The sequence below is a fragment of the Telluria sp. ZB2R32 genome (assembly GCF_059685715.1).
This window is the reverse complement of sequence record NZ_JCASIG010000005.1, coordinates 331,840-352,078: the sequence shown is the minus strand read 5'-3', so window position 1 is coordinate 352,078 and position 20,239 is coordinate 331,840. Positions and strand designations below refer to the sequence as shown.

General features: G+C 68.1%; 12 protein-coding genes. 5 read left to right on the top strand and 7 right to left on the bottom strand.

The features are described 5' to 3' along the window. Both AC56LG_RS16680 and cphA (AC56LG_RS16675) read left to right on the top strand, forming a co-directional pair. Positions 1–882: a cyanophycinase gene (locus tag AC56LG_RS16680; RefSeq protein WP_497167187.1), complete on the top strand. Its 882-nt coding sequence runs from the start codon at positions 1–3 to the stop codon at positions 880–882. Beyond that, entirely contained in the window at positions 879–3,482 is a 2,604-nt protein-coding gene (cphA, locus tag AC56LG_RS16675) for a cyanophycin synthetase (RefSeq protein WP_497167186.1), read from the top strand. The genes AC56LG_RS16680 and cphA (AC56LG_RS16675) overlap by 4 nt, the downstream gene beginning before the upstream one ends. A gap of 429 nt (positions 3,483–3,911) precedes the next feature. Here cphA (AC56LG_RS16675) and cphA (AC56LG_RS16670) read toward each other — a convergent pair whose 3' ends face one another. The 3 genes from cphA (AC56LG_RS16670) to AC56LG_RS16660 all read right to left on the bottom strand — a co-directional run bounded on the left by cphA (AC56LG_RS16670) (position 3,912) and on the right by AC56LG_RS16660 (position 9,386). Further along, entirely contained in the window at positions 3,912–6,545 is a 2,634-nt protein-coding gene (gene cphA, locus AC56LG_RS16670; protein WP_497167185.1) for a cyanophycin synthetase, read from the bottom strand. Positions 6,546–6,644: 99 nt separating this feature from the next. Continuing rightward, positions 6,645–8,102 carry an iron-containing redox enzyme family protein gene (locus AC56LG_RS16665; RefSeq protein WP_497167184.1) on the bottom strand — a complete coding sequence of 486 codons (1,458 nt, stop codon included), beginning with the start codon at positions 8,100–8,102 and terminating at the stop codon, positions 6,645–6,647. 126 nt (positions 8,103–8,228) lie between these two features. After that, complete coding sequence (locus AC56LG_RS16660) at positions 8,229–9,386, bottom strand: 6-phosphofructokinase (protein ID WP_497167183.1); 1,158 nt, start codon at positions 9,384–9,386, stop codon at positions 8,229–8,231. Positions 9,387–9,579: 193 nt separating this feature from the next. Between AC56LG_RS16660 and AC56LG_RS16655 the strand changes: the two genes are divergently transcribed. Beyond that, positions 9,580–11,100 carry an FAD-dependent monooxygenase gene (locus AC56LG_RS16655; protein WP_497167182.1) on the top strand — a complete coding sequence of 507 codons (1,521 nt, stop codon included), beginning with the start codon at positions 9,580–9,582 and terminating at the stop codon, positions 11,098–11,100. Positions 11,101–11,219: 119 nt separating this feature from the next. Continuing rightward, positions 11,220–11,498 carry a hypothetical protein gene (locus tag AC56LG_RS16650; RefSeq protein WP_497167181.1) on the top strand — a complete coding sequence of 93 codons (279 nt, stop codon included), beginning with the start codon at positions 11,220–11,222 and terminating at the stop codon, positions 11,496–11,498. 406 nt (positions 11,499–11,904) lie between these two features. Here the strand turns inward: AC56LG_RS16650 and AC56LG_RS16645 are convergent, their stop codons facing one another. From AC56LG_RS16645 to paoA, 4 genes are all read right to left on the bottom strand, one after another. Continuing rightward, positions 11,905–13,512, bottom strand: coding sequence for a TerC family protein (locus AC56LG_RS16645; RefSeq protein WP_497167180.1), 1,608 nt, complete (start codon positions 13,510–13,512; stop codon positions 11,905–11,907). A gap of 80 nt (positions 13,513–13,592) precedes the next feature. Next, positions 13,593–15,794, bottom strand: a complete 2,202-nt coding sequence (paoC, locus tag AC56LG_RS16640) for an aldehyde oxidoreductase molybdenum-binding subunit PaoC (protein WP_497167179.1) — start codon at positions 15,792–15,794, stop codon at positions 13,593–13,595. Further along, positions 15,791–16,753, bottom strand: coding sequence for an FAD binding domain-containing protein (locus tag AC56LG_RS16635; protein ID WP_497167178.1), 963 nt, complete (start codon positions 16,751–16,753; stop codon positions 15,791–15,793). The genes paoC and AC56LG_RS16635 overlap by 4 nt, the downstream gene beginning before the upstream one ends. Then, positions 16,750–17,433, bottom strand: coding sequence for an aldehyde dehydrogenase iron-sulfur subunit PaoA (gene paoA / locus AC56LG_RS16630; protein ID WP_497167177.1), 684 nt, complete (start codon positions 17,431–17,433; stop codon positions 16,750–16,752). The genes AC56LG_RS16635 and paoA overlap by 4 nt, the downstream gene beginning before the upstream one ends. Positions 17,434–17,777: 344 nt before the next feature. Here paoA and AC56LG_RS16625 point away from each other — a divergent pair, with 344 nt between their 5' ends. Beyond that, positions 17,778–20,222, top strand: coding sequence for a hybrid sensor histidine kinase/response regulator (locus tag AC56LG_RS16625; protein WP_497167176.1), 2,445 nt, complete (start codon positions 17,778–17,780; stop codon positions 20,220–20,222). Positions 20,223–20,239 lie beyond the last annotated feature (17 nt).

Here is a 20,239-nt window from a genome sequence, read left to right as displayed (position 1 = left end):
ATGAAAACCGAACCGCATCAGACTGCCAAATACGGCCATCTCGTCATCATCGGCGGCCATGAAGACCGCCAGCATGCCAAGGAAATCCTGAGCCGCTTCGTGGAACTGGCCGGCGGCGAAAACGCACGCATCGTCGTCATCACCGCCGCCAGCAAGATCGCCGACGAAATGTGGGAAATGTATGACCAGGCCTTCGGCGACCTCGGCGTGCGCCAGCGCGCGCACCTGGCCCTGGAAAACCGCCAGGATGCCAACGACGAAGCGAAGGTGCGCATGGTGGCCGAGGCCGACGGCATCTTCATGACCGGCGGCGACCAGAAACGGCTGCTGGCGATCATCGGCGGCACGGCGCTCGACGCCGAAATGCACACTGCCCTGAAAGTACGCGGCGCCTGCATCGGCGGCACCAGCGCCGGCGCCTCGGCCATGTCGGGCCACATGCTGGCCCAGGGCAAGACCGACCTGCTGCCGGAAAAAGGCGCGGTCAGCCTGGCGGCGGGCCTGGGCTTCGTGCACCGCGTCGTCATCGACCAGCACTTCTCGGAACGCCAGCGCCTGTCGCGCCTGCTGTCGGTGGTAGCGCAGAACCCGTATTTGCAGGGCATCGGCATCGACGAAAACACGGCGCTCGTGATCGAACGCGGACGCGGCATCGAAGTCGTCGGCGAAGGCTCGGTGACAGTGGTCGACGGGCGCACGATGGACACCAACATGGCCGACATCGCCGAGCGCGACACGCCGGAACTGATCGACGTGCGCCTGCACCTGCTGCCGGCGGGCAGCCGCTATTACCTGCCGGCCGAGGGCGAACCAGCCCGGCCGATGTCGCCTTCGCTGCGCGACTTCCTGGAAAACGTCACCAAACGGAATCCGCTCTCATGAGAATCATCGAACAACGCTTCCTGCGCGGCCCCAACCTGTATGCCGCCGCGCCCTGCCTGATGGCCGTCGTCGACGCCGCCGGCGTCCAACCCGCGACCGGCTTCGGCGCGCGCCTGCTGGCCCTGCTGCCCGGCTTATTGTCCGCCACCTCGCCCGAAGCGGCGGCACGCGTGGGTGGCCTCGCCTGCGTCGCCGACGCCATCGAACCGGTCGTCATGGAACTCCAGCGCCTGGCCGGCGCAGGGGCCGAGTTCAGCCAGACGCTCGCCGTCGCGCGCACGCCAAGCGCGCGCCGCGCCATCTGCGGCTACCGCACCGAGCAGGTCGCACGCCAGGCTTTCGACGTCGCACGCGACCTGATCCGCGCACTCGCCGCCGGCGAGTCGTATGACCTCGACGCCGCGTTGGCGGATCTCCGTGAGACCGCCGAAGACTACGCCATCGGCACCAGCACCGGCGCGGTGGTGAACGCCGCCCTCCGGCGCGGCATCCCGGCCTTGCGCATCACCGACGAAGCGAACCTGTTCCAGCTCGGCTGGGGCTCAAAGCAGAAACGCCTGCAAGCGACCATCACAGGCGCCACCAACGCGATCGCGGTCGGCATCGCCAGCGACAAGCAGCTGACCAAGACCCTGCTCGAACAGGCCGGCGTGCCGGTCCCGGGCGGCGCCACCGTCACCACGCTGGCCGAAGCCCAGCGCGTGGCGCGCCGCCTGGACGGCCCGGCCACCATCAAGCCGCTCGACGCCAACCAGGGTAAAGGAGTCACCACCACCTGCACCACGCCGGAAGAAGTCGAAGCCGCCTTTGCCCACGCGCGCAAGTATGGCCGCCACGTGATCGTCGAGGAATTCCTGGCCGGGCGCGACTACCGTGTGCTGGTCACCGGCACCAGGATCGCCGCCGCATCGTGGCGCCGCCCCCCTTGCGTCACCGGCGATGGACAATCGACCGTGCGCGCGCTGGTCGAGGTCGAAAACCGCAATCCGGCGCGCGGCGAAGGCCATACCAACATCCTGACCAGGATCCCGATGGACGCGCTGGCGGAAAGCACGCTGGCGAAACAGGGCTATGACTTCGATTCGATCCTGCCGGCGGGCGTGACGGTCGACCTGCGCGGCAACGCCAACCTGTCGACCGGCGGCACCGCCGAGGACGTGACCGACTTGCTGCCCGAAGAAACCCGCGAGATCTGCATCCGCGCTGCGCGCACCATCGGCCTCGACGTCGCCGGCATCGACGTCATCTGCCAGGACATCGCGCAACCCCTGCGCGAACAGGGCGGCGGCATCATCGAAGTCAATGCGGCGCCAGGCATCCGCATGCACCAGTACCCGAGCCGCGGCACCCCGCGCGATGCCGGCGCCGCCATCGTCGACGCGCTGTTCGGCCAGGACGACGGCCGCATCCCGCTCATCGCCGTCACCGGGACCAACGGCAAGACCACGACCGCGCTGCTGATGGCCCACGCCGCACGCCTGGCCGGCCTGCGCACCGGCGTCACCACCACCGAAGGCGTCTACGTCGATGGCCAGAAGGTGCGCGCAGGCGACTGCACCGGCTACCATTCGGCGCGCAGCCTGCTCACTTCGCCCGACGTCGACTTCGCGGTGCTGGAAACGGCGCGCGGCGGCATCCTGAAACGCGGCCTGGCCTACGACCGCTGCGACGTTTCGGTGGTGCTGAACGTGTCGAGCGATCACCTCGGGCTGGACGGTATCGAAACCGTCGAGGAGCTGGCCAAGGTCAAGGCGGTGGTGGCGCAGCGCGCCTCGCGCGCGGTGGTGCTTAATGCCGAGGACGACTACTGCGTGGCGATGGCCAGGGATTTGCAGGAAACGGTCGAAGTGCTGTATTTCGCGCTCGACGCCGACAACCCGGTCCTGCTGCGCCACCTCGAACGCGGCGGGCGCGGCGTCTACCTGGAAAACAACACGATGGTGCTGGCCACCGGCAGCCGCCACGAGGCGCTGCTCGACGTGCGCCAGATGCCGGTGTCGCTCGGCGGCTGCGCGCGCTACAACATCGCCAACGCCCTGGCCGCCGCTGCCGCGCTGGTCGCAAGCGGCTTCGGCAACCCGGAAATCGAAGCTGCCCTGCGCAGCTTCGTCTCCGACAGCAAGCATAACCCGCTGCGCTCGAATGTGTTCGACGTCGACGGCGTGACCGTGATCGTCGACTACGCCCACAACTGCGCCGCCTACGCCGCGCTGTCGGAAACGGCGCGCGCGATGACCCCGGGCCGCGTGGTCGGCGTGGTCGCGGCGCCGGGCGATCGCCGCGACGCCGACCTGGTCGACATCGGGCGCGTGTGCGCCGCCGGCTTCGACGAACTGATCGTCTACGAAACCGAGAACCGCGGCCGCGCCGAGGGCGAGGTCGCCGCCCTGCTGGTACAAGGCGCGCGCCTGGGCCGCATTGCCGCCGACCGGCTGGCGTGCGAACTGAACGTCCACAAGGCGATCCGCCGCGGCCTGGCGCTGTGCCAGGCGGGCGACGTGCTGGTGTTCGGTTGCGGCTCGTCGATTTCGGAATTGACGGAAGCGTTGCGGCCGACCCGGCCGGAGATTGCGCAGCGGATCGAGGCGGAAGCGGTGTGAGGTTATCGGCAGCCCGATGACGAAGCGGCCCGCGTGGGCCGCTTTTTTTTGCATGCGGCGCCGGTCTGCCATCGTTGTAAACCCGCGGGCATGCCCGCCCCAACATGGCTGCACTCTCGAATGACACCCGCGACCGTGGCGTCACTTTGCATGCGGCGCCGGTGCGCCGTCGCTGCAAAACGGCGGGCATGCCCGCCCTACGTGCGCTGCATTCTGGATGGAACCCGCGACGGTGGCGTACTTTGCATGCGGCGCCGGTGCGCCGTCGCTGCGAATCGGCGGGCATGCCCGCCCTGCGGTGCACCACCGTCTGTAACGTAGGGCGGGCATGCCCGCCGTCACAGCCGGCAAACAACGGACGTATGCATCAAACAAACGGCCCAAAAAAACCCCGCACACGGCGGGGTCGGTTCCATCAAACCGGCACGCTCACATCGTCTGCGCCAAGATCTTGTCCGCACTCTCCGGATCGTCCACGCGCAGCGCATCGATGAAGGTCTTGAGCGAGCTCCCGCACGCGAATACCAGCACGTCGCCGGCGCGGCACAGCGACAGGCCGAGGCGGATCGCGTTGCCGACCTCGATCTCGCGGTGCGTCGTGTCCGACGGTCCGATCACGTTTTCGATGCCCTTGATGATCAGGTCGACCGCGCCGCCCACCGGACGGCCGCGGCTCTGCGATTCATAGACCACCAGCTCGTCGAAGCGCTCGCCGCAGGTCTCGCCGATCTGCACCAGGTCGCTGTCACGGCGGTCGCCCGGCGCGGTGACGATGCCGACCAGCTGGCCCGGCAGCAGCGCGCGCGCCATTTCTGCCAGCGCGGCGTAGGCCGCGGGATTGTGTGCGTAGTCGACGATCACCGTCACGCCGCGCACGTCGAAGACGTTGGTGCGCAGCGGGTTGGTCTTGCTGTCGGAGACGAAGGTCGAGAGGCCGTCGGCGATCTGCAGGTTGGAAAAGCCCGAGGCCATCAGCGCGCCCGCCGCCGCCAGCGCGTTGGCGATGTTGTAGCGTGCGCGCCCGCCGAACGAGGCCGGCATCGCTTCGACGCGCATCAATTCCTGGTGCAGGTTGGCGTCGGCGACCACCAGCGCATTGTCCTGCAGGTAGGTGCCGCGGCCGCCGTCTTCCAGGTGCTGCAGGAAGGCCGGGTTTTCCGCATCCATCGAAAAGAAGATGATCTCGGCATCGGGTTTCGCACGGCGCACCATGGCGACGCACAGCGGGTCCTCGGCGTTGAGCACGACCGCTTTCGAGGCCGACGAGGCCACGACTGCCTTGACCTGCGCCAGGTCCTCGATCGTCTCGACGCCATCCAGCCCGAGGTGGTCGGCCGCGATATTGAGCACCACGCCGACGTCGCACTGGTCAAAGGCGAGGCCCCGTTTCAGGATGCCGCCGCGCGCCGTTTCCAGCACGGCGAAGTCGACGTCCGGCGCCGATAGCACGGTGCGCGCCGACCAGTAGCCGGTGCAATCGCCCTTCACCAGGCGCTTGCCGTTCACGAACACGCCTTCGGTGGTGGTCACGCCGGTGCCCAGGCCCGCCACGCGCGCCGCGTGGCCGATCATCAGCGCCGTCGTCGTCTTGCCGTTGGTGCCGGTCACGGCGACCACCGGGATACGGCCGTTCGACTGGCCCATCAGGCCATCGATGATCGCTTCGCCGGCGTCGCGCGGCTCGCCCGCGCTCGGATGCTGGTGCATGCGGATGCCCGGCGCGGCATTGACTTCGATGACCGCCCCGCCCTGCTCGTCGAGCGGCACGGTGATGTCCTGGCAGACGATGTCGATGCCCGCTACGTCCAGGCCGATCTTGCTGGCGGCGCGCACGCACAGGGCGCGCGTGGTTTCCGGCAGCAGGTCGGTGCAGTCTTCGGCGGTGCCGCCGGTCGACAGGTTGGCGTTGCTGCGCAATTCGACGCAGACGCCGGGCGCCGGCACCGCGTCGGGCGTATAGCCCTGGCGGCGCAGCATGTCCTCGGCATGGGCATCGAGCGCCAGGCGCGTGAGCACGTTGCTGTGGCCGGTGCCGCGCGCCGGGTTCTGGTTTTCGATCTCGACCAGTTCGGTGATGGTGGAGACGCCGTCGCCCAGCACGTGGGCCGGGCGGCGGAAGGAGGCGGCGGCGATGCGTCCGCCGGCCACCAGTACGCGGTAGTCGCGCCCTTCGACGAAACGCTCGACGATGATGCGACGCCCATACGCACGGGCGAAGTCGAAGGCTTTCGCGACTTCCTCGGGCGTGGCGCATTTGGTGGTCACGCCCTTGCCCTGGTTGCCGTCGAGCGGCTTGACGGTGACCGGCACGCGCAGGCGGCGCGCGATGCGCTGGGCTTCCTCGACCGTGGTGACGGTGGCGCCTTCGGGCACCGGCACGCCCGCTTCCATCAACAGCGCCTTGGTCAGCTGCTTGTCGCTGGCGATCTTCACGGCGACATAGCTGGTGTCGCCGGTGGTGGTCGCTTGCAGGCGCTTCTGCTTCGAGCCCCAGCCGAGCTGGAACAGGTTGGCTTCGTCGGTGATGCGCGAGTACGGAATGCCGCGCTCCTGGGCAGCGGCCAGCACCGCCGCGGTGCTGGTGCCGATCGAATAGCGCGAGCCGAGCGAGCGCAACTCCTTCAGGCGCGGGTCCAGGTCGAACGGCTCTTCGTTGGCGAGCGCCGTGACCAGGTCGACCGCCAGCTGGAAGCTCGGCTCGGCCAGCTTTTCGATCGCGTACTGGACCACGATGCGGTACTGGCCCGGGCGGCCGGATGCCGGACGCGTGCGGCCGTAGCCGACCGCCGGGCCGGCCATCGATTGCAGCGTCAGCGTCACGTGTTCGATCACGCGCGCCAGATAGGTGCCGGAGCGCAGGCGCTGGGCGAAGCCGCCCGGCTGTCCGAGCGGCAGCATGTGGCCGTTCAGCAGCGGCAGCGCCGCCAGCAGCGCATCGTTGAATCCGGGGATGTCTTTCGAGGAGATGCCGTACAGGTCTTCCAGGTCGACTACGCTGAGGAGGCAGGGGGTATCCGCATGGACGTTGGGCCCGCGCAGGAATCGTTGTTCGAGGATATACACGAAAATGTCCCTATTGTTTTGAATTGTAGGTGGATCAGTTACTGCACGGCCGGCGCGCCCTCAGCAAGCGCGCCGGCCGGGGTAAAACAAATCGATCTGTTAAGTGTCGAGCAGTTGGGTGTACATGCGCGTCGCCATCAGCCCGGCCGCGCTGTGGTGGTGCGCCGGTGACATCAGTTCGAGCAGCAGCGTCATCGCCTCGCCCTTGCCGCTGGCGGCGGCCACGCGCTGCTCGAGCGCGGCCAGTTCGTTGTCGCCGCCACCGTCGCGGCCTGCACGGCGGCGGATCAGGCCGCGCTCGGGGTAGTTGCCGCTGCGATCGGCATGCTGGCCGAGGTTATCGAGGGTGCGCTGGCGCGCGCGGTGGGTCAGCACGCGCTCTTCCTTGACGCTGCTGTTCGGCACGCTGACGATCCAGTCGCGCAGCACCTGCTGCTCGTAGCTGGAAAACACGCCGAACATTTCGGCGCGCTCGCCCTCGATCAGGCGCCAGAAGCGGCTGTGCTCGACCTCTTCGCCGCGCTTGATCCAGCCGGCCGTTTCCAGCGCGCCGAGGAAGCCCGGGATCTGGCCCGGTTCCGCCAGCCAGTCGTTGACCGAGCGGCCGGCGACGCGGCAGTAGTCCGAGTGCATGTTCTTGCCGACCGTGCTCTTCTGCGCGAGGATGGTCACCAGTTCGTCCTGCAGGTCGAAATCGGCGATCACCGAATTGGTGCTGGCGCCCAGTTCGTTGAGACGGTAGCCGTCGAGCACACGCTGGTAGAACGCGGGGCGGTCGCCGACGCGCGGCATCAGGTCGAGCAGCGCCTGCACCGCCTTTTGCGCGTGACCGGTGGCCGCGTTGTCGACCGTGACGTGCAGCGTGAAGTAGTACGGATCGATGCCGAATTCGTTCAGTTCGTAGGACGTGATCAACAGGTGCAGCGGCAGCTGTTCGTAGCCGAGGTTAAAGCCGATCACCTCGGGCAGGAAGCGCTCGGCGTTGTGGCCGAGCGCGAGCTGGATCGCACCCTGCACGAAATGGTCGTCGCTCAATTGCTCCCAGTTGTCGATGCCATGGGTCGCCATCAGCTTGCGGTAGATGGTGACGTGGTTCTTGCTTGGCGCGCCTTCGCCCAGTTCTTCGAGATAGGTCTTGATCAGCGGGTGGAAATCGGGGCTGTCCCAATGTTTCAGCATGCCGTACAGCCAGGAGCCGTCGACCAGCTTGGTCGGCGCGGCCGACTTGATGAAGTTCAGGGCGTGGGCGCGCGTATGGAAATAACGGCGCGGCGCCCCGCCCTTGCGTGCAGCCAGGTATTCGCGGTACTGGATGCCGACCGCTTCGCTGCGCGCCTCGATCCAGGCCGGCAACTGGGCTAGCGTTGGCGGCAGATCGGCCGGGATGTCCTGCACGGCCGCGATCTGCTCGCGCAAGTAAGCTTCGCCGGCGCGCGCGTTGTGAAGCGGGTCTTCGTACAGGGCAAAATACAAGTCGCGGGCAGGCGCGGACGCGGCGGGTAAGCTGCGGCGGGCCTGGACTGAATCGGATACATCGGTAACGAGCGATGGCGTCATGGACTTTGTTCACAATCTTGTTGAATAATTACCGGAATTATCCGTGCTGAACTATGCAACGCACATCGGCACGCATCGCCAGTAGATGTAAGACAGTGCTTACAAAAACAACACATTGTTACGTGTTCAGGCAACGCCGGGGGTGCAGCCACCGTCGCCGAGCGAAATGCCAAGTTCGCGCGCGGTAGCGATCGTATCGCCGTCGAGTGCAACCATCCTGGTGCGGCCGGCAACCGCCGCCAGCGGTACCAGCTCGATCGCTTGCGGCCCGAGCGCGACCATGACGCCGTGCTCGCCGGCTGCCAGGGCACGCACGGCGGCCGCGCCGAAGCGGGCGGCGATGACCCGGTCGAGCGCGGACGGGCTGCCGCCGCGCAGCAGGTGGCCAAGTACGACGCTGCGGCATTCCTTGCCGGTGAGCGCCCCCAGCTGCGCCTCGATGCGTGCGCCGATGCCACCCAGGCGTTCCGCGTGTCCGTCTCCGGCCTGCGCCTGCACCACGCGTTCGCCATCGGCCGCTTGCGCGCCCTCGGCCACCACCACGATCGCATGGCGGTGGCCGGCAGCGTCGCGCCGGGCGATGGCGGCGGCCAGGTCCTCGATGCGGTAGCGGATTTCCGGGATCAGGATTGCATGCGCACCGCCGGCAATACCCGCATGCAGGGCGATCCAGCCGGCGTAGCGGCCCATCACTTCGACCACCATCACCCGGTGCTGGCTGTGCGCGGTCGTGTGCAGGCGGTCGATGCACTCGGTGGCAAAACCGACGGCGCTGTCGAAACCGAAGGTGAAGAAGGTGCGGTCGAGGTCGTTATCGATGGTCTTCGGCACGCCGATCACGCGCAGGCCCTGGACGTGCAGCGCCTGCGCGATTCCCATGGAACCGTCGCCGCCGACGATCATCAGCGCGTCCAGGCCGCGCGCCCGGCACAGGCTGACGACCTCCGCCGCCCGGTCCTGCTCGACCACGCCGCCGCCGGCCGCGCGCATCGGGTAATGCAGCGGACTGGCGCGGTTGGTGCTGCCGAGGATGGTACCGCCGAGATGGCCGATCGCATGCACGTCCGCTTCGCCGAGCGCCTGCACCGGCTCGCCGCTGCAGGTGGCGGGCGCGAGCAGGCCGTTGAAGCCGTCGCGGATGCCGTGGCATTCCCACCCGCGCTTCGTTGCCGCCAGCACCACGGAACGGATCACGCCGTTCAGGCCGGGCGCGTCGCCGCCGCCGGTGAGCAGGCCAATGCGGCGGATCGGCGCGGCTTGCGCTTGCGATGCGTGGCTCGTCATCCTCCCTCCCCGCCGGCGCGGCCGGCCTCGTGCTTGCCCATGATGAGCGCAAGCCCGGGGCCGCGGCGCACGCCTGCGGCGCAATGCCGACGCTTTTGCAGTTTGATTGCTAATCAGGGCGCGACACGCGCCGTGCGTACCGCGATCGGCGCGCAGGCGTAGTATGAGGGGAAGACCTGCGAGGGGGATGGCCATGAAGGAAGCCGATGTATTGATCGTGGGCGCCGGCCCGAGCGGGCTGGTGCTGGCCCTGTGGCTCAAGGCCTTTGGCGTGAACGTGCGCATCGTGGATGCCGCCGGCGGCCCCGGCACCACCTCGCGCGCGCTGGCGGTGCAGGCGCGCACGCTCGAGCTGTACCGCCAGCTCGACCTGGCGCAGCCGGTGATCGAGAACGGCCATCCGATCCAGTTCTTCAACATCTGGACCGAAGGCGAGCACCGCGGGCGCATTCCGCTGGGCGCCATCGGCAGCGGCTTGACGCCCTATCCCTTCTTTCATATCTTTCCGCAGGACCGCCACGAACAATTGCTGGTCGAGCGCCTGGCCGCCGCCGGCCTGGCGGTGGAGCGCAACCTGACCCTGACCGGGTTCGACGAACACGCCGACCACGTGCAGGCGCGCCTGGTCGACGCCAACGGCCAGGAAGAGCGCTGCGCCGCGCGCTGGCTGGTCGGCTGCGACGGCGCGCGCTCGGCGGTGAGGAATGCCAGCGGCATCGGCTTCCCCGGCGGCACCTACCGCCAGGTGTTCTACGTGGCCGACATCGAGGGCGACAGTCCCGCCCTGAACGGCGAACTCAACCTCGACCTGGACGAATCGGACCTGCTGGCCGTGTTTGCAACGGCGCCGCGCGGACGCGGGCGGCTGGTCGGCACCGTGCGGGACGACCGTGCCGAGCACGCCGAGTCCCTGACGTTTTCCGACGTCAGCGGGCGCGCGATCGACAACCTGATGATCAGCGTGCACATGGTGAACTGGTTCTCGACCTACCGCGTGCACCACCGCGTGGCCGATCACTTCCGGCACGGGCGCGCCTTCCTGGTCGGCGACGCCGGCCACATCCACAGCCCGGCCGGCGGCCAGGGCATGAACACCGGCATCGGCGACGCCATCAACCTGGCCTGGAAGCTGGCAGCCGTGCTCGACGGCCAGGCGCCCGACGGGCTGCTCGATACCTATGAAGCCGAGCGCCTGCCCTTCGCGCGGCGCCTGGTCGACACCACCGACCGCGCCTTCAGCTTGCTCACGGCCGACGGCCCCGTCGCCGAGATCGTGCGCACCGGAATCGCCCCGCGCCTGATGCCGCTGATCGGCAAGATGCCGGGCACACGCGAATTCCTGTTCCGCACCATTTCGCAGACGGTGTTGCACTACCGCCACGGCCCGCTGAACAGCGGCCACGCCGGCAAGGTGCACGGCGGCGACCGCCTGCCCTGGGTACGCTACGAGCGCGGCGACAATTTCGCGCCGCTGCCGAAACCGGGCTGGCAGGCCCACGTGTACGGCAGCGCCCGCCCCGACCTGCTGTCCTGGTGCGCCCTGCACGGCGTGCCGCTGCGCCAGTTCGACTGGCATGCCGAGTGCGCGGCGGCGGGACTGGAGCACGACGCCGTCTACCTGCTACGGCCGGACACCTATGTCGGCCTGGCGTCGCCCAAGGCGTCGACCGAGGCGCTCGACGCCTACCTCCGGGCGAATGCGCTGCGGCTGTGAGCGGGCGATCGCACTGCCCACCAGCACCACGAATTAACCTCGGGCAAAGCTGCGCCGCCTCAGCCGATTTGGCGCGATCATCAGGGCGAGCATTTTCGCAACCACTTCATCGGAGAACCATGGAACTCACCGTCAACAACAGCACCACTGCCGCCACCCTCGTCACCGTCTTTGCCGAAATGCCCGACGGGCGCTTCGTCGCCAAGGTCATGGCCGAGACCGACGTCCCCTACACGCCCTATTTCGAGAACGAACTCGACCAGGTCATCGTCTACATCGCGCCCGACGAGGAACAATTGCAGGCGATCCTCACCGCCCTCAACGAGCGGCGCCTGGCGTTCGGCGACCTGCAGAATTACGGCGCGGCCGGAGGCGGGACTTCGGTAATTCCGGTGTAAGGTGGGCAGCTCCACCACCGCAGCGTGAACATCGCCGAAGGTTCGCGCTGCCCACGCGATGATCGTTGGCGGCGAGATCATCCGGCACGACGATGGAGACGCCACGTATCACCGTGTGTTCTCGCCTGGAAGAAATACCCGTAGGGTGGGCGGCTACACCCGTACATTTGCATGCACGCGGCACCTGCGCCGCCCACGCGTCCAACAAAGGCGGACCGCCGCGGTCGAACAGCGTGACCATGTCCGGCACCCGGATAGTCATGGCGCGGGATGATCGACCGCGGCGGTCCGCCTCGTTTGAACGCGTGGGCGGCATTCGTGTCGCGAGTGTGCATATTGCCGGGTAGAGCCGCCCACCCTACGGGTATGCCGGATGCGATCCAATCCGTGCATGCAAGCCGGACACTCACCCGCGCGGCCGCGGCAGTTCGTGGCCGCCGGCATTGCGCGGGGCGCGGCGGGTGCGGCTGGGGATCGGCGCCTTTTCGATGCGCGTCACCAGCACGCAGGCGATGCGCCGGTCTTCGACCTCGGCCACCTCGAAACTGAGGTCGTCGACCACGACCTTCTCGCCCACGCCGGGCAGCGTGCCGAAGCGCTCGAGCATGAAGCCGGCCATCGAGCTGTAGTCGTCGCTCTCGCTCACCAGGGTATCGAGCCCGAGCACCTGCTCGACGTGGTGAAGGTCGGCGGCGCCATCGATGCGCCAGCGGCCCGGTCCCTGCTGGACCACGGCCGGCTGTTCGTCCTCGTCGGGGAATTCGCCGGCGATCGCTTCCAGGATGTCGATCGGCGTCACCAGACCCTGCAGCGTGCCGTATTCGTCGGCAATCAGCACCAGCTGGCCGTGCGAGCGCTTCAGCGTGTCCATCACTTTCAGCACGTCGCCGCTCTCGGGCAGGATGATCGGAGTGCGCACGTGGGCCGGGTCGATGCGCCCGCTGACGGCCAGATCGGCCATCAGGTCGCGCGCGCGCACGACGCCGATGATCTCGTCGAGTTCGCCCTTGCAGACCGGGAAGAAGCTGTGCGGCGTTTCCATGATCTGGCCCCGGATGACGTCGGCGCCGGCGTCGATGTCGATCCAGGATATGTCCGAACGGTTGGTCATGATCGAGCGGATCGAGCGCTGCGACAGGCTCAGCACGCCGCTGACCATATGGCGCTCGGCCGGTTCGAAGGCTTCGGCATCCGGCGCGACAGGAGCCGTCGCGGCGCCATCTTCCGGCTGTCCGCTCTTGCCGCCCAACATGCGCAGGATGGCGTCGGCGGTGCGTTCGCGCAGCGGCATGCGCGCCTCTTCCTTGGCAACGTTGCGCCCGGCCAGCTGGTTGAGCGCTTCGATCAGCACCGAGAAGCCGATCGCCGCGTACAGGTACGTTTTTGGAATATGGAACCCGAAGCCTTCGGCGATCAGCGACAGGCCGATCATCAGGAGGAAACTCAGGCACAGCACCACTACGGTCGGGTGCGCGTTCACGAAGCGGGTCAGCGTTTTCGAGGCGAACAGCATCACGCCCATCGACACCACCACCGCCGCCATCATGACGCCGAGCTCGTCAACCATGCCCACGGCCGTAATCACCGAGTCCAGCGAGAACACGGCGTCGAGGGCGATGATCTGGGCCACCACGATGCCGAAGGCGGCGTATTCGACCGTGCCGGTACGGTGCGCGGTCTTGCCTTCGATGCGCTCGTGCAGTTCCATCGTCGCCTTGAACAGCAGGAACAGCCCGCCCAGCAGCAGGATCAGGTCGCGCCCGGAAAACCCCATGCTGCCGAGCGAAAACAAGGGTTCGGTCAGCGAGACGATCCAGGAAATCATGGTCAGCAGGCCGACGCGCATCAGCATGGCCAGCGACAGGCCCAGCACGCGCGCACGGTCGCGCTGCTCGGGCGGCAGCTTTTCGGCGAGGATGGCGATGAAGATCAGGTTATCGATGCCGAGGACGATCTCGAGGACGACGAGGGTCGAGAATCCTATCCAGATGTTCGGATCGAACAACCATTCCATGTCTGTGTTCGCCTTTTTTTATGAGTGGTACAGCCCCGGTGCAGATTGCTGCACCGGGGCCGTGGATACTGCCAACCGACTTATACGTAGGCCGGCAGTTTCGCCAGCAGCTTGTCGAGCGTGATCGGGTAATCGCGCACGCGCACGCCGGTGGCGTTGTAGATGGCGTTCGCCACCGCCGCCGCCACGCCGCAGATGCCCAGTTCGCCCACGCCCTTGGCTTTCATCGGCGAGGTCATCGGGTCGGTCTCGTCGAGGAAGATCACTTCCTGGTGCGGGATGTCGCCGTGCACCGGCACTTCGTAACCGGCCAGGTCGTGATTCACGAAGAAGCCGATGCGCTTGTCGACCACCAGGTGCTCCATCAGCGCGGCGCCAACGCCCATCGTCATCGCGCCGATCACCTGGCTGCGCGCCGCCTTCGGGTTCAGGATGCGCCCGGCCGCGCACACGGCCAGCATGCGCCGCACGCGGGTTTCGCCGGTGGCGGCGTCGACCGCGACTTCGACGAAGTGGGCGCCGAAGGTCGACTGCTGAGTTTTCTTTTCCAGGTCGCCGTATTCCATGATGTCTTCGCCGGTGACTTCGCCATCGCGTGCGGCCTGTGCCAGCGGCACCGACTTGCCGCCCGCGCGCACGCTGCCGTCGGCGAATTCGGCCGTGGCCGGATCGAGCCCGAGTTTCGTGGCCACCGCCTCGCGCAGCTTGACGCAGGCGGCGTACACACCTGCCGTGGACGAGTTGCCGCCCCACTGGCCGCCCGAACCGGCGGAGACCGGGAAATCGGAATCGCCCAGGCGCACGTTGACGCGCTCGAGCGGCAAGCCCATCATCTCGGCCGCAGTCTGGGCGATGATGGTGTAGCTGCCGGTGCCGATGTCGGTCATGTCGGTTTCGACCGTGACGCTGCCGTTCTTCTCGAGGCGCACACGCGCCGCCGACTTCATGTTCATGTTGTTGCGGAAGGCCGAGGCCACACCCATGCCGATCAGCCAGCGCCCCTCGCGCACCTTGCCGGGCACGGGATTGCGGTTCTTCCAGCCGAAGCGCTCGGCGCCCTGGCGCATGGTTTCCACGAAGCGGCGCTGGGAAAATTTGCGCGAACGCTCTTCCGGGTCGACGGTCGTGTCGTTGATGATGCGGAAAGTGACCGGGTCCATCTTCAGCTTTTCCGCCATCTCGTCGATGGCGATCTCGAGCGCCATCATGCCCGGCGCCTCGCCCGGCGCGCGCATCGCGTTCGCTTCCGGCAAGTCGAGGGTGGCCAGCTTCAATTGCGTGAACCGGTTGGCGCCGGCGTACAGCAGGCGCGTCTGCTGCACCGCGGTTTCCGGCTGGCCGTCGGGCAAGTCGCCGGAGACGCTCTCGTGCGAAATGGCGGTGATGCGCCCTTCGCGGGTGGCGCCGATGCGGATACGCTGGATCGTCGCCGGGCGGTGCGTGGTGTTGTTGAACATCAGCGCGCGTTGCAGCGCCACTTTCACCGGACGGCCGGCGGCACGCGCGCCGAGCGCGGCCATCAGCGCTTCCGAGCGCAGGAACAGCTTGCCGCCAAAGCCGCCGCCGATGTAGGGCGAGACCAGGCGCACGTTTTCTTTCGGAATGCCGAGCGTCTTGGCCATGTCGTTGCGGCCCCAGGCGATCATCTGGTTCGAGGTCCACAGCGTCAGCTTGTCGCCGTTCCACACCGCGATCGAGGCATGCGGCTCCATCATCGCGTGCGACTGGTCGGGCGTGCTGTAGTTGGCGTCGAGTTTCACCGGGGCGTTGGCGAATGCGCTGGCGAACTCGCCCGTTTTCGTTTCCGGCTTGTCCTCTTTCTTGGGCAGTTTGGCGCTGTTTTTCGCCTGTTTCAGGTCGTATTCGCCCTTGGCCTTGACGTACTCGACCTTTACCAGGCTCGATGCGGCGCGTGCCTGCTCGAACGTCTCGGCGACCACCACGGCCACGGCCTGGTGGTAATGCTGGACTTCGGGGCCGGCCAGCAGGCGCGCCGTGTTGAAGTCGCCCTTGTTGACCTTGCCGGCATTCTCGTAGGTGACGATGGCCAGCACGCCGGGCGCGCGTTTGGCCGCCGCGGTATCGATCGAGGCGATCCTGCCCTTGGCGACGGCGGCGCCGATCACGTAGCCATAGGCCGCGTTGGGAGCGGCCGCGTGCTGCTCGTAGGCATACGGGGCGGTGCCGCTGGTTTTCAGGGGACCGTCGATGCGGTCCGTCGGCTTGCCGATGACCTTCAGCTGGTCGATCGGGTTAGTGGTGGCGGGAGTGGTGAATTTCATGCCGTCTGCCCTTTCTTGGCGTCGACCAGCACCGCTTCCAGCGTGCGCTGGACCAGGGGGATCTTGTAGGCGTTTTCGTTTGTCGTGCGGGCGCCGGCCAGCAGCGTGTCGACGGTGGCGCGCGCGCCGCGCGGCAAGGCGGCGTCGGCCGCGGGCACACGCCAGGGTTTATGGGCGACGCCGCCGAGCGCGACGCGGCCGCTGCCATCCTTCTGGATGACGGCCGCCACCGAGACCAGCGCGAACGCGTAAGAGGCGCGGTCGCGCACCTTGCTGTAGCTGTGCACGCCGCCGAGCGGACGCGGCAGCACCACGCCGGTGATCAGTTCGCCCGATTGCAGGCTGTTTTCGATGTGCGGCGTATTGCCCGGCAGCCGGTAGAAATCGGCGATCGGGATCACGCGCGTGGCGCCGTTGGCGCGCACCGTCTCGACGCCCGCGTCGAGCAGTTGCATGGCCACCGCCATGTCGCTCGGATGGGTGGCGATGCAGGCCTCGCTCTGGCCGACGATCGCGTGGTTGCGCGTATAGCCGCCGATGGCCGAGCAGCCGCTGCCCGGCACCCGCTTGTTGCACGGCAGGTTGGTGTCGTAGAAATAGGGGCAGCGGGTGCGCTGCAGCAGGTTGCCGGCGGTGGTTGCCTTGTTGCGCAATTGCGCCGATGCGCCCGCCAGCAAGGCGCGCGACAGCACCCCGTAGTCGCGCCGCACGCGCGCGTCGCTGGCCAGGTCGACGTTCAGGACCAGCGCGCCGATGCGCAGTCCGCCGTCCTGGGTCGCTTCGATCTTGTCGAGTTTCAGGTCGTTGACGTCGATCAGGTGTGGCGGCGCCTCGATCTCGAGCTTCATCAGGTCGAGCAGGTTGGTGCCGCCGGCGATGAAGCGCGAACCCGGATGGCGTTCGGCGGCGGCCGCGGCTTCGACCGGGGTGCGCGCGCGTTCGTAGGTGAATGCTTTCATGCTTTCCCTCCCGGCATGCCCGCCACCGGTGCCCCCGCCACTTCGGCGATCGCATCCATGATGTTCGAATAGGCCCCGCAGCGGCAGAGGTTGCCGCTCATGCGTTCGCGCAGTTCATTCACGCTCAGCAGCGGCCTGGCGTTGAGGTCGGCCGTGACGTGGCTCGGCAGGCCCTGGCGGATTTCGTCGAGCACGGACACGGCCGAACAGATCTGTCCGGGGGTGCAGTAGCCGCACTGGTAGCCGTCGTGCTTCACGAAGGCGGCCTGCATCGGATGCAGCTTGCCGGGCGTGCCCAGGCCTTCGATGGTGGTGACCTCGTCGCCGTCGTGCATGACCGCCAGCGACAGGCAGGAGTTGATGCGGCGGCCGTTGACGATGACGGTGCAGGCGCCGCACTGGCCCTGGTCGCAACCCTTCTTGGTGCCGGTCAGTTTCAGGTTTTCGCGCAGGGCGTCGAGCAGCGTGGTGCGCGTGTCGACGGTCAGTTCGCGCCGCTGGCCGTTGACCTTGAGCGTGGTCTTGACGCTGCTCGGCGGTGGATTGGCGGGCGCGGGCGGCGTCCCTGGTGCCCCGGCCTGGGCCGTGGCCACGGTGGGAATGGCGGCGGCGGTGGCGGCCGCGGCCCCCGTTTTGAGCAAGTCGCGCCGCGACAGTTTCAAGTCGCTCAGGTCGTCCATAGTCGTTCTCAGCTTTCTGGTGTGGCGCCCGCCGGGGGGCGGCGCGCGTGAATGGGTTTCGGGACGGGACGCGCAGGCGGACGTCCGGAAAGTCGCCTTATGATAAAGACATTTGGCAGAGCGGGCGGCACGGTTGACCGCTGGCTTTTTTTACGGCCGGCGTGCCCGATCGCGGTGCAGCGGATGCACCGCCACGGGGCAGGCGCACGGTGTGTGGGCGCGCTCCATGGCGCTGGGCGGCCATGCCGCCGCGTTCGCGTGGCGATGGGGTATCATTTCGCCTTCGCCGGTACTGTCGAGCTTCCCCGTACCGGAACGCGCCCTACTCTCCCTCCCGGAACCACATGAACCCATCGGCCTCGCAGGACCCGGACAATCAGCCGGCGAATTTTCAGCAGGAATACGAACGCCGGCGCGCGTTCGCCGCCCTGTTCGAGGAAGCGCCCATGTTCATGGCCCTGCTGCACGGGCCGCAGCATCACGTGGAATTCGTCAATCCGGGCTACCGGCGCCTGATCGGGCACCGCGACGTCATCGGCCGCCGCCTCGCCGACGAGCTCGAGGATGCCGTGGCGCAGGGCTATGTGGCCATGTGCGACCAGGTCTACCGCACCGGCGAGCCGATTACCGCCACCGGCGCCAAATACGCGGTGCAGGCGCTGCCGGGCGGGCCGGTGATCGACCGCTACATCGACTTCGTGCTGCAGCCGGTGCGCGACCGCGCCGGCGCGATCCACGGCATTTTCCTGCTCGGCTCGGACGTGACCGACCGCGTGTGCAATGAAATCCGGCGCGATGCGCTGATCCGCCTTACCGACCTGGTGCGCGACACGCCGGACGCCGGCGCCATCGTGGCCGGCGCCTGCCGCATCCTGGGCGAGACGCTGGGCGCGAGCCGGGTCGGCTTCGCCGTGGCCGGGCCTGCGGACACGGTGCACCTGAACGGCAACTGGCAGGTGCCGGGCGCGGCGGTCCTGCCCGACACGATCGACCTGCGCCAGTTCGGCGACTTCATCGACGACCTGAAAGCGGGCACGCCGGTCGCCATCGAGGACGTGGCGCGCGACCCGCGCACGGCGCATGCCGCCGCGGCGCTGGCGGCGCTCGATTCGGCCGCTTTCGTCGACTTGCCGGTGCTGGAAGACGGCCGCCTGGTGGCGCTGGTCTACGTCAACAGCGCGCAGGCGCGCAGCTGGACGGCGGACGACATCGCCCTGGTGCGCGAAGTGGCCGAGCGCACCCGCACCGCCAGCGAGCGCCTGTACACCCAGATTGCGCTGGCCGCCAGCGAAGCGAAATTCCGCACCATCGCCAACGCCATGCCGCAAATGGTGTGGTCGACCCTGCCCGACGGCTTTCACGACTACTACAATGCGCGCTGGTACGACTTCACCGGCGTGGTGCCGGGCGAGACCGACGGCGCCGGCTGGGCCAACGTGTTCCATCCCGACGACCGCGACGAAGCCTGGGCGCGCTGGTCGCACAGCCTGGCCAGCGGCGACACCTACGAGGTACAGTACCGCCTGCGCCACCACGCGGGCGGCTACCGCTGGGTGCTCGGGCGCGCGCTGCCGGTGCGCGACGACGCGGGCCGTATCATCCGCTGGATGGGCACCTGCACCGACATCCACGACCAGAAGCTGGCCGAGAACGAACTGCGCCTGGCCAACCAGCGCAAGGACGAATTCCTCGCCATGCTGGCCCACGAACTGCGCAACCCGCTGGCGCCGATCAGCACCGCCGCCCAGGTGATGCGCCTGCGCTACGCCGACGCCGAGTACGTCAAGCGCGCCAGCGACATCATCGGGCGCCAGGTACGGCACATGACCGACCTGGTGGACGACCTGCTCGACGTCTCGCGGGTGACGCGCGGCCTGGTGCAGATGGAACGCGCCCCGGTCGACCTGAAGCTCGTCGTCAACGGCGCCCTGGAGCAGGCGCGGCCCCTGATCGAAGCGCGCCACCATGCGCTCGACGTCCACGTGACGGGCGAACCGGCCTGGGTCGGGGGCGACCGCACCCGCCTGACGCAGGCGGTATCGAACCTCCTCAACAACGCCGCCAAGTACACCCAGCAGCATGGCCGCATCGAGGTCGGCCTCGCGGTCAGCGATGGCCAGGCCACCCTGTCGGTGCGCGACAACGGCAGCGGCATCGCACCCGGCCTGCTGCCGCACGTGTTCGACCTGTTCACCCAGGGCGAACGCACGCCCGACCGCGCCCAGGGCGGCCTCGGACTTGGCCTGACCCTGGTGAAAAGCATCGCTGTCCACCATGGGGGCAGCGTGCAGGCCGGCAGCGGCGGCCAGGGACAAGGCAGCTGCTTCACGATCATGCTGCCGACGATGGCTGCGCCGGCCGCGCATGGCATGCTCGACATGGCCGACGCCAGCGTCCAGGCAGCGCTCGCAGCCCCGCGCCGCATCGTCATCGTCGACGACAACCGCGACGCCGGCGCCTCGCTCGCCGCCGCGCTGGAAGCGCGCGGGCATGGCATCGCCCTGTTCGACGATGCCCAGTCGCTGCTCGACGCGCAGGAACTGGGCCCGGTCGACGCCTACATCCTCGACATCGGCCTGCCCGACATCGACGGCTACCAGCTGGCGCGTTGCCTGCGCCAGGACGGACCGCATCCCGGCGCGCTGCTGGTGGCGCTGACGGGCTACGGCCAGGCGCACGACTTCACGCTCTCGAAAGCGGCCGGCTTCGACCATCACCTGGTCAAGCCGGCCGACCTCGACCAGCTCGAGCGCATCCTGCGCGATGCGCCCGGGCCGCCTGCGGCTTAGCCAAGGTCACTCATTGC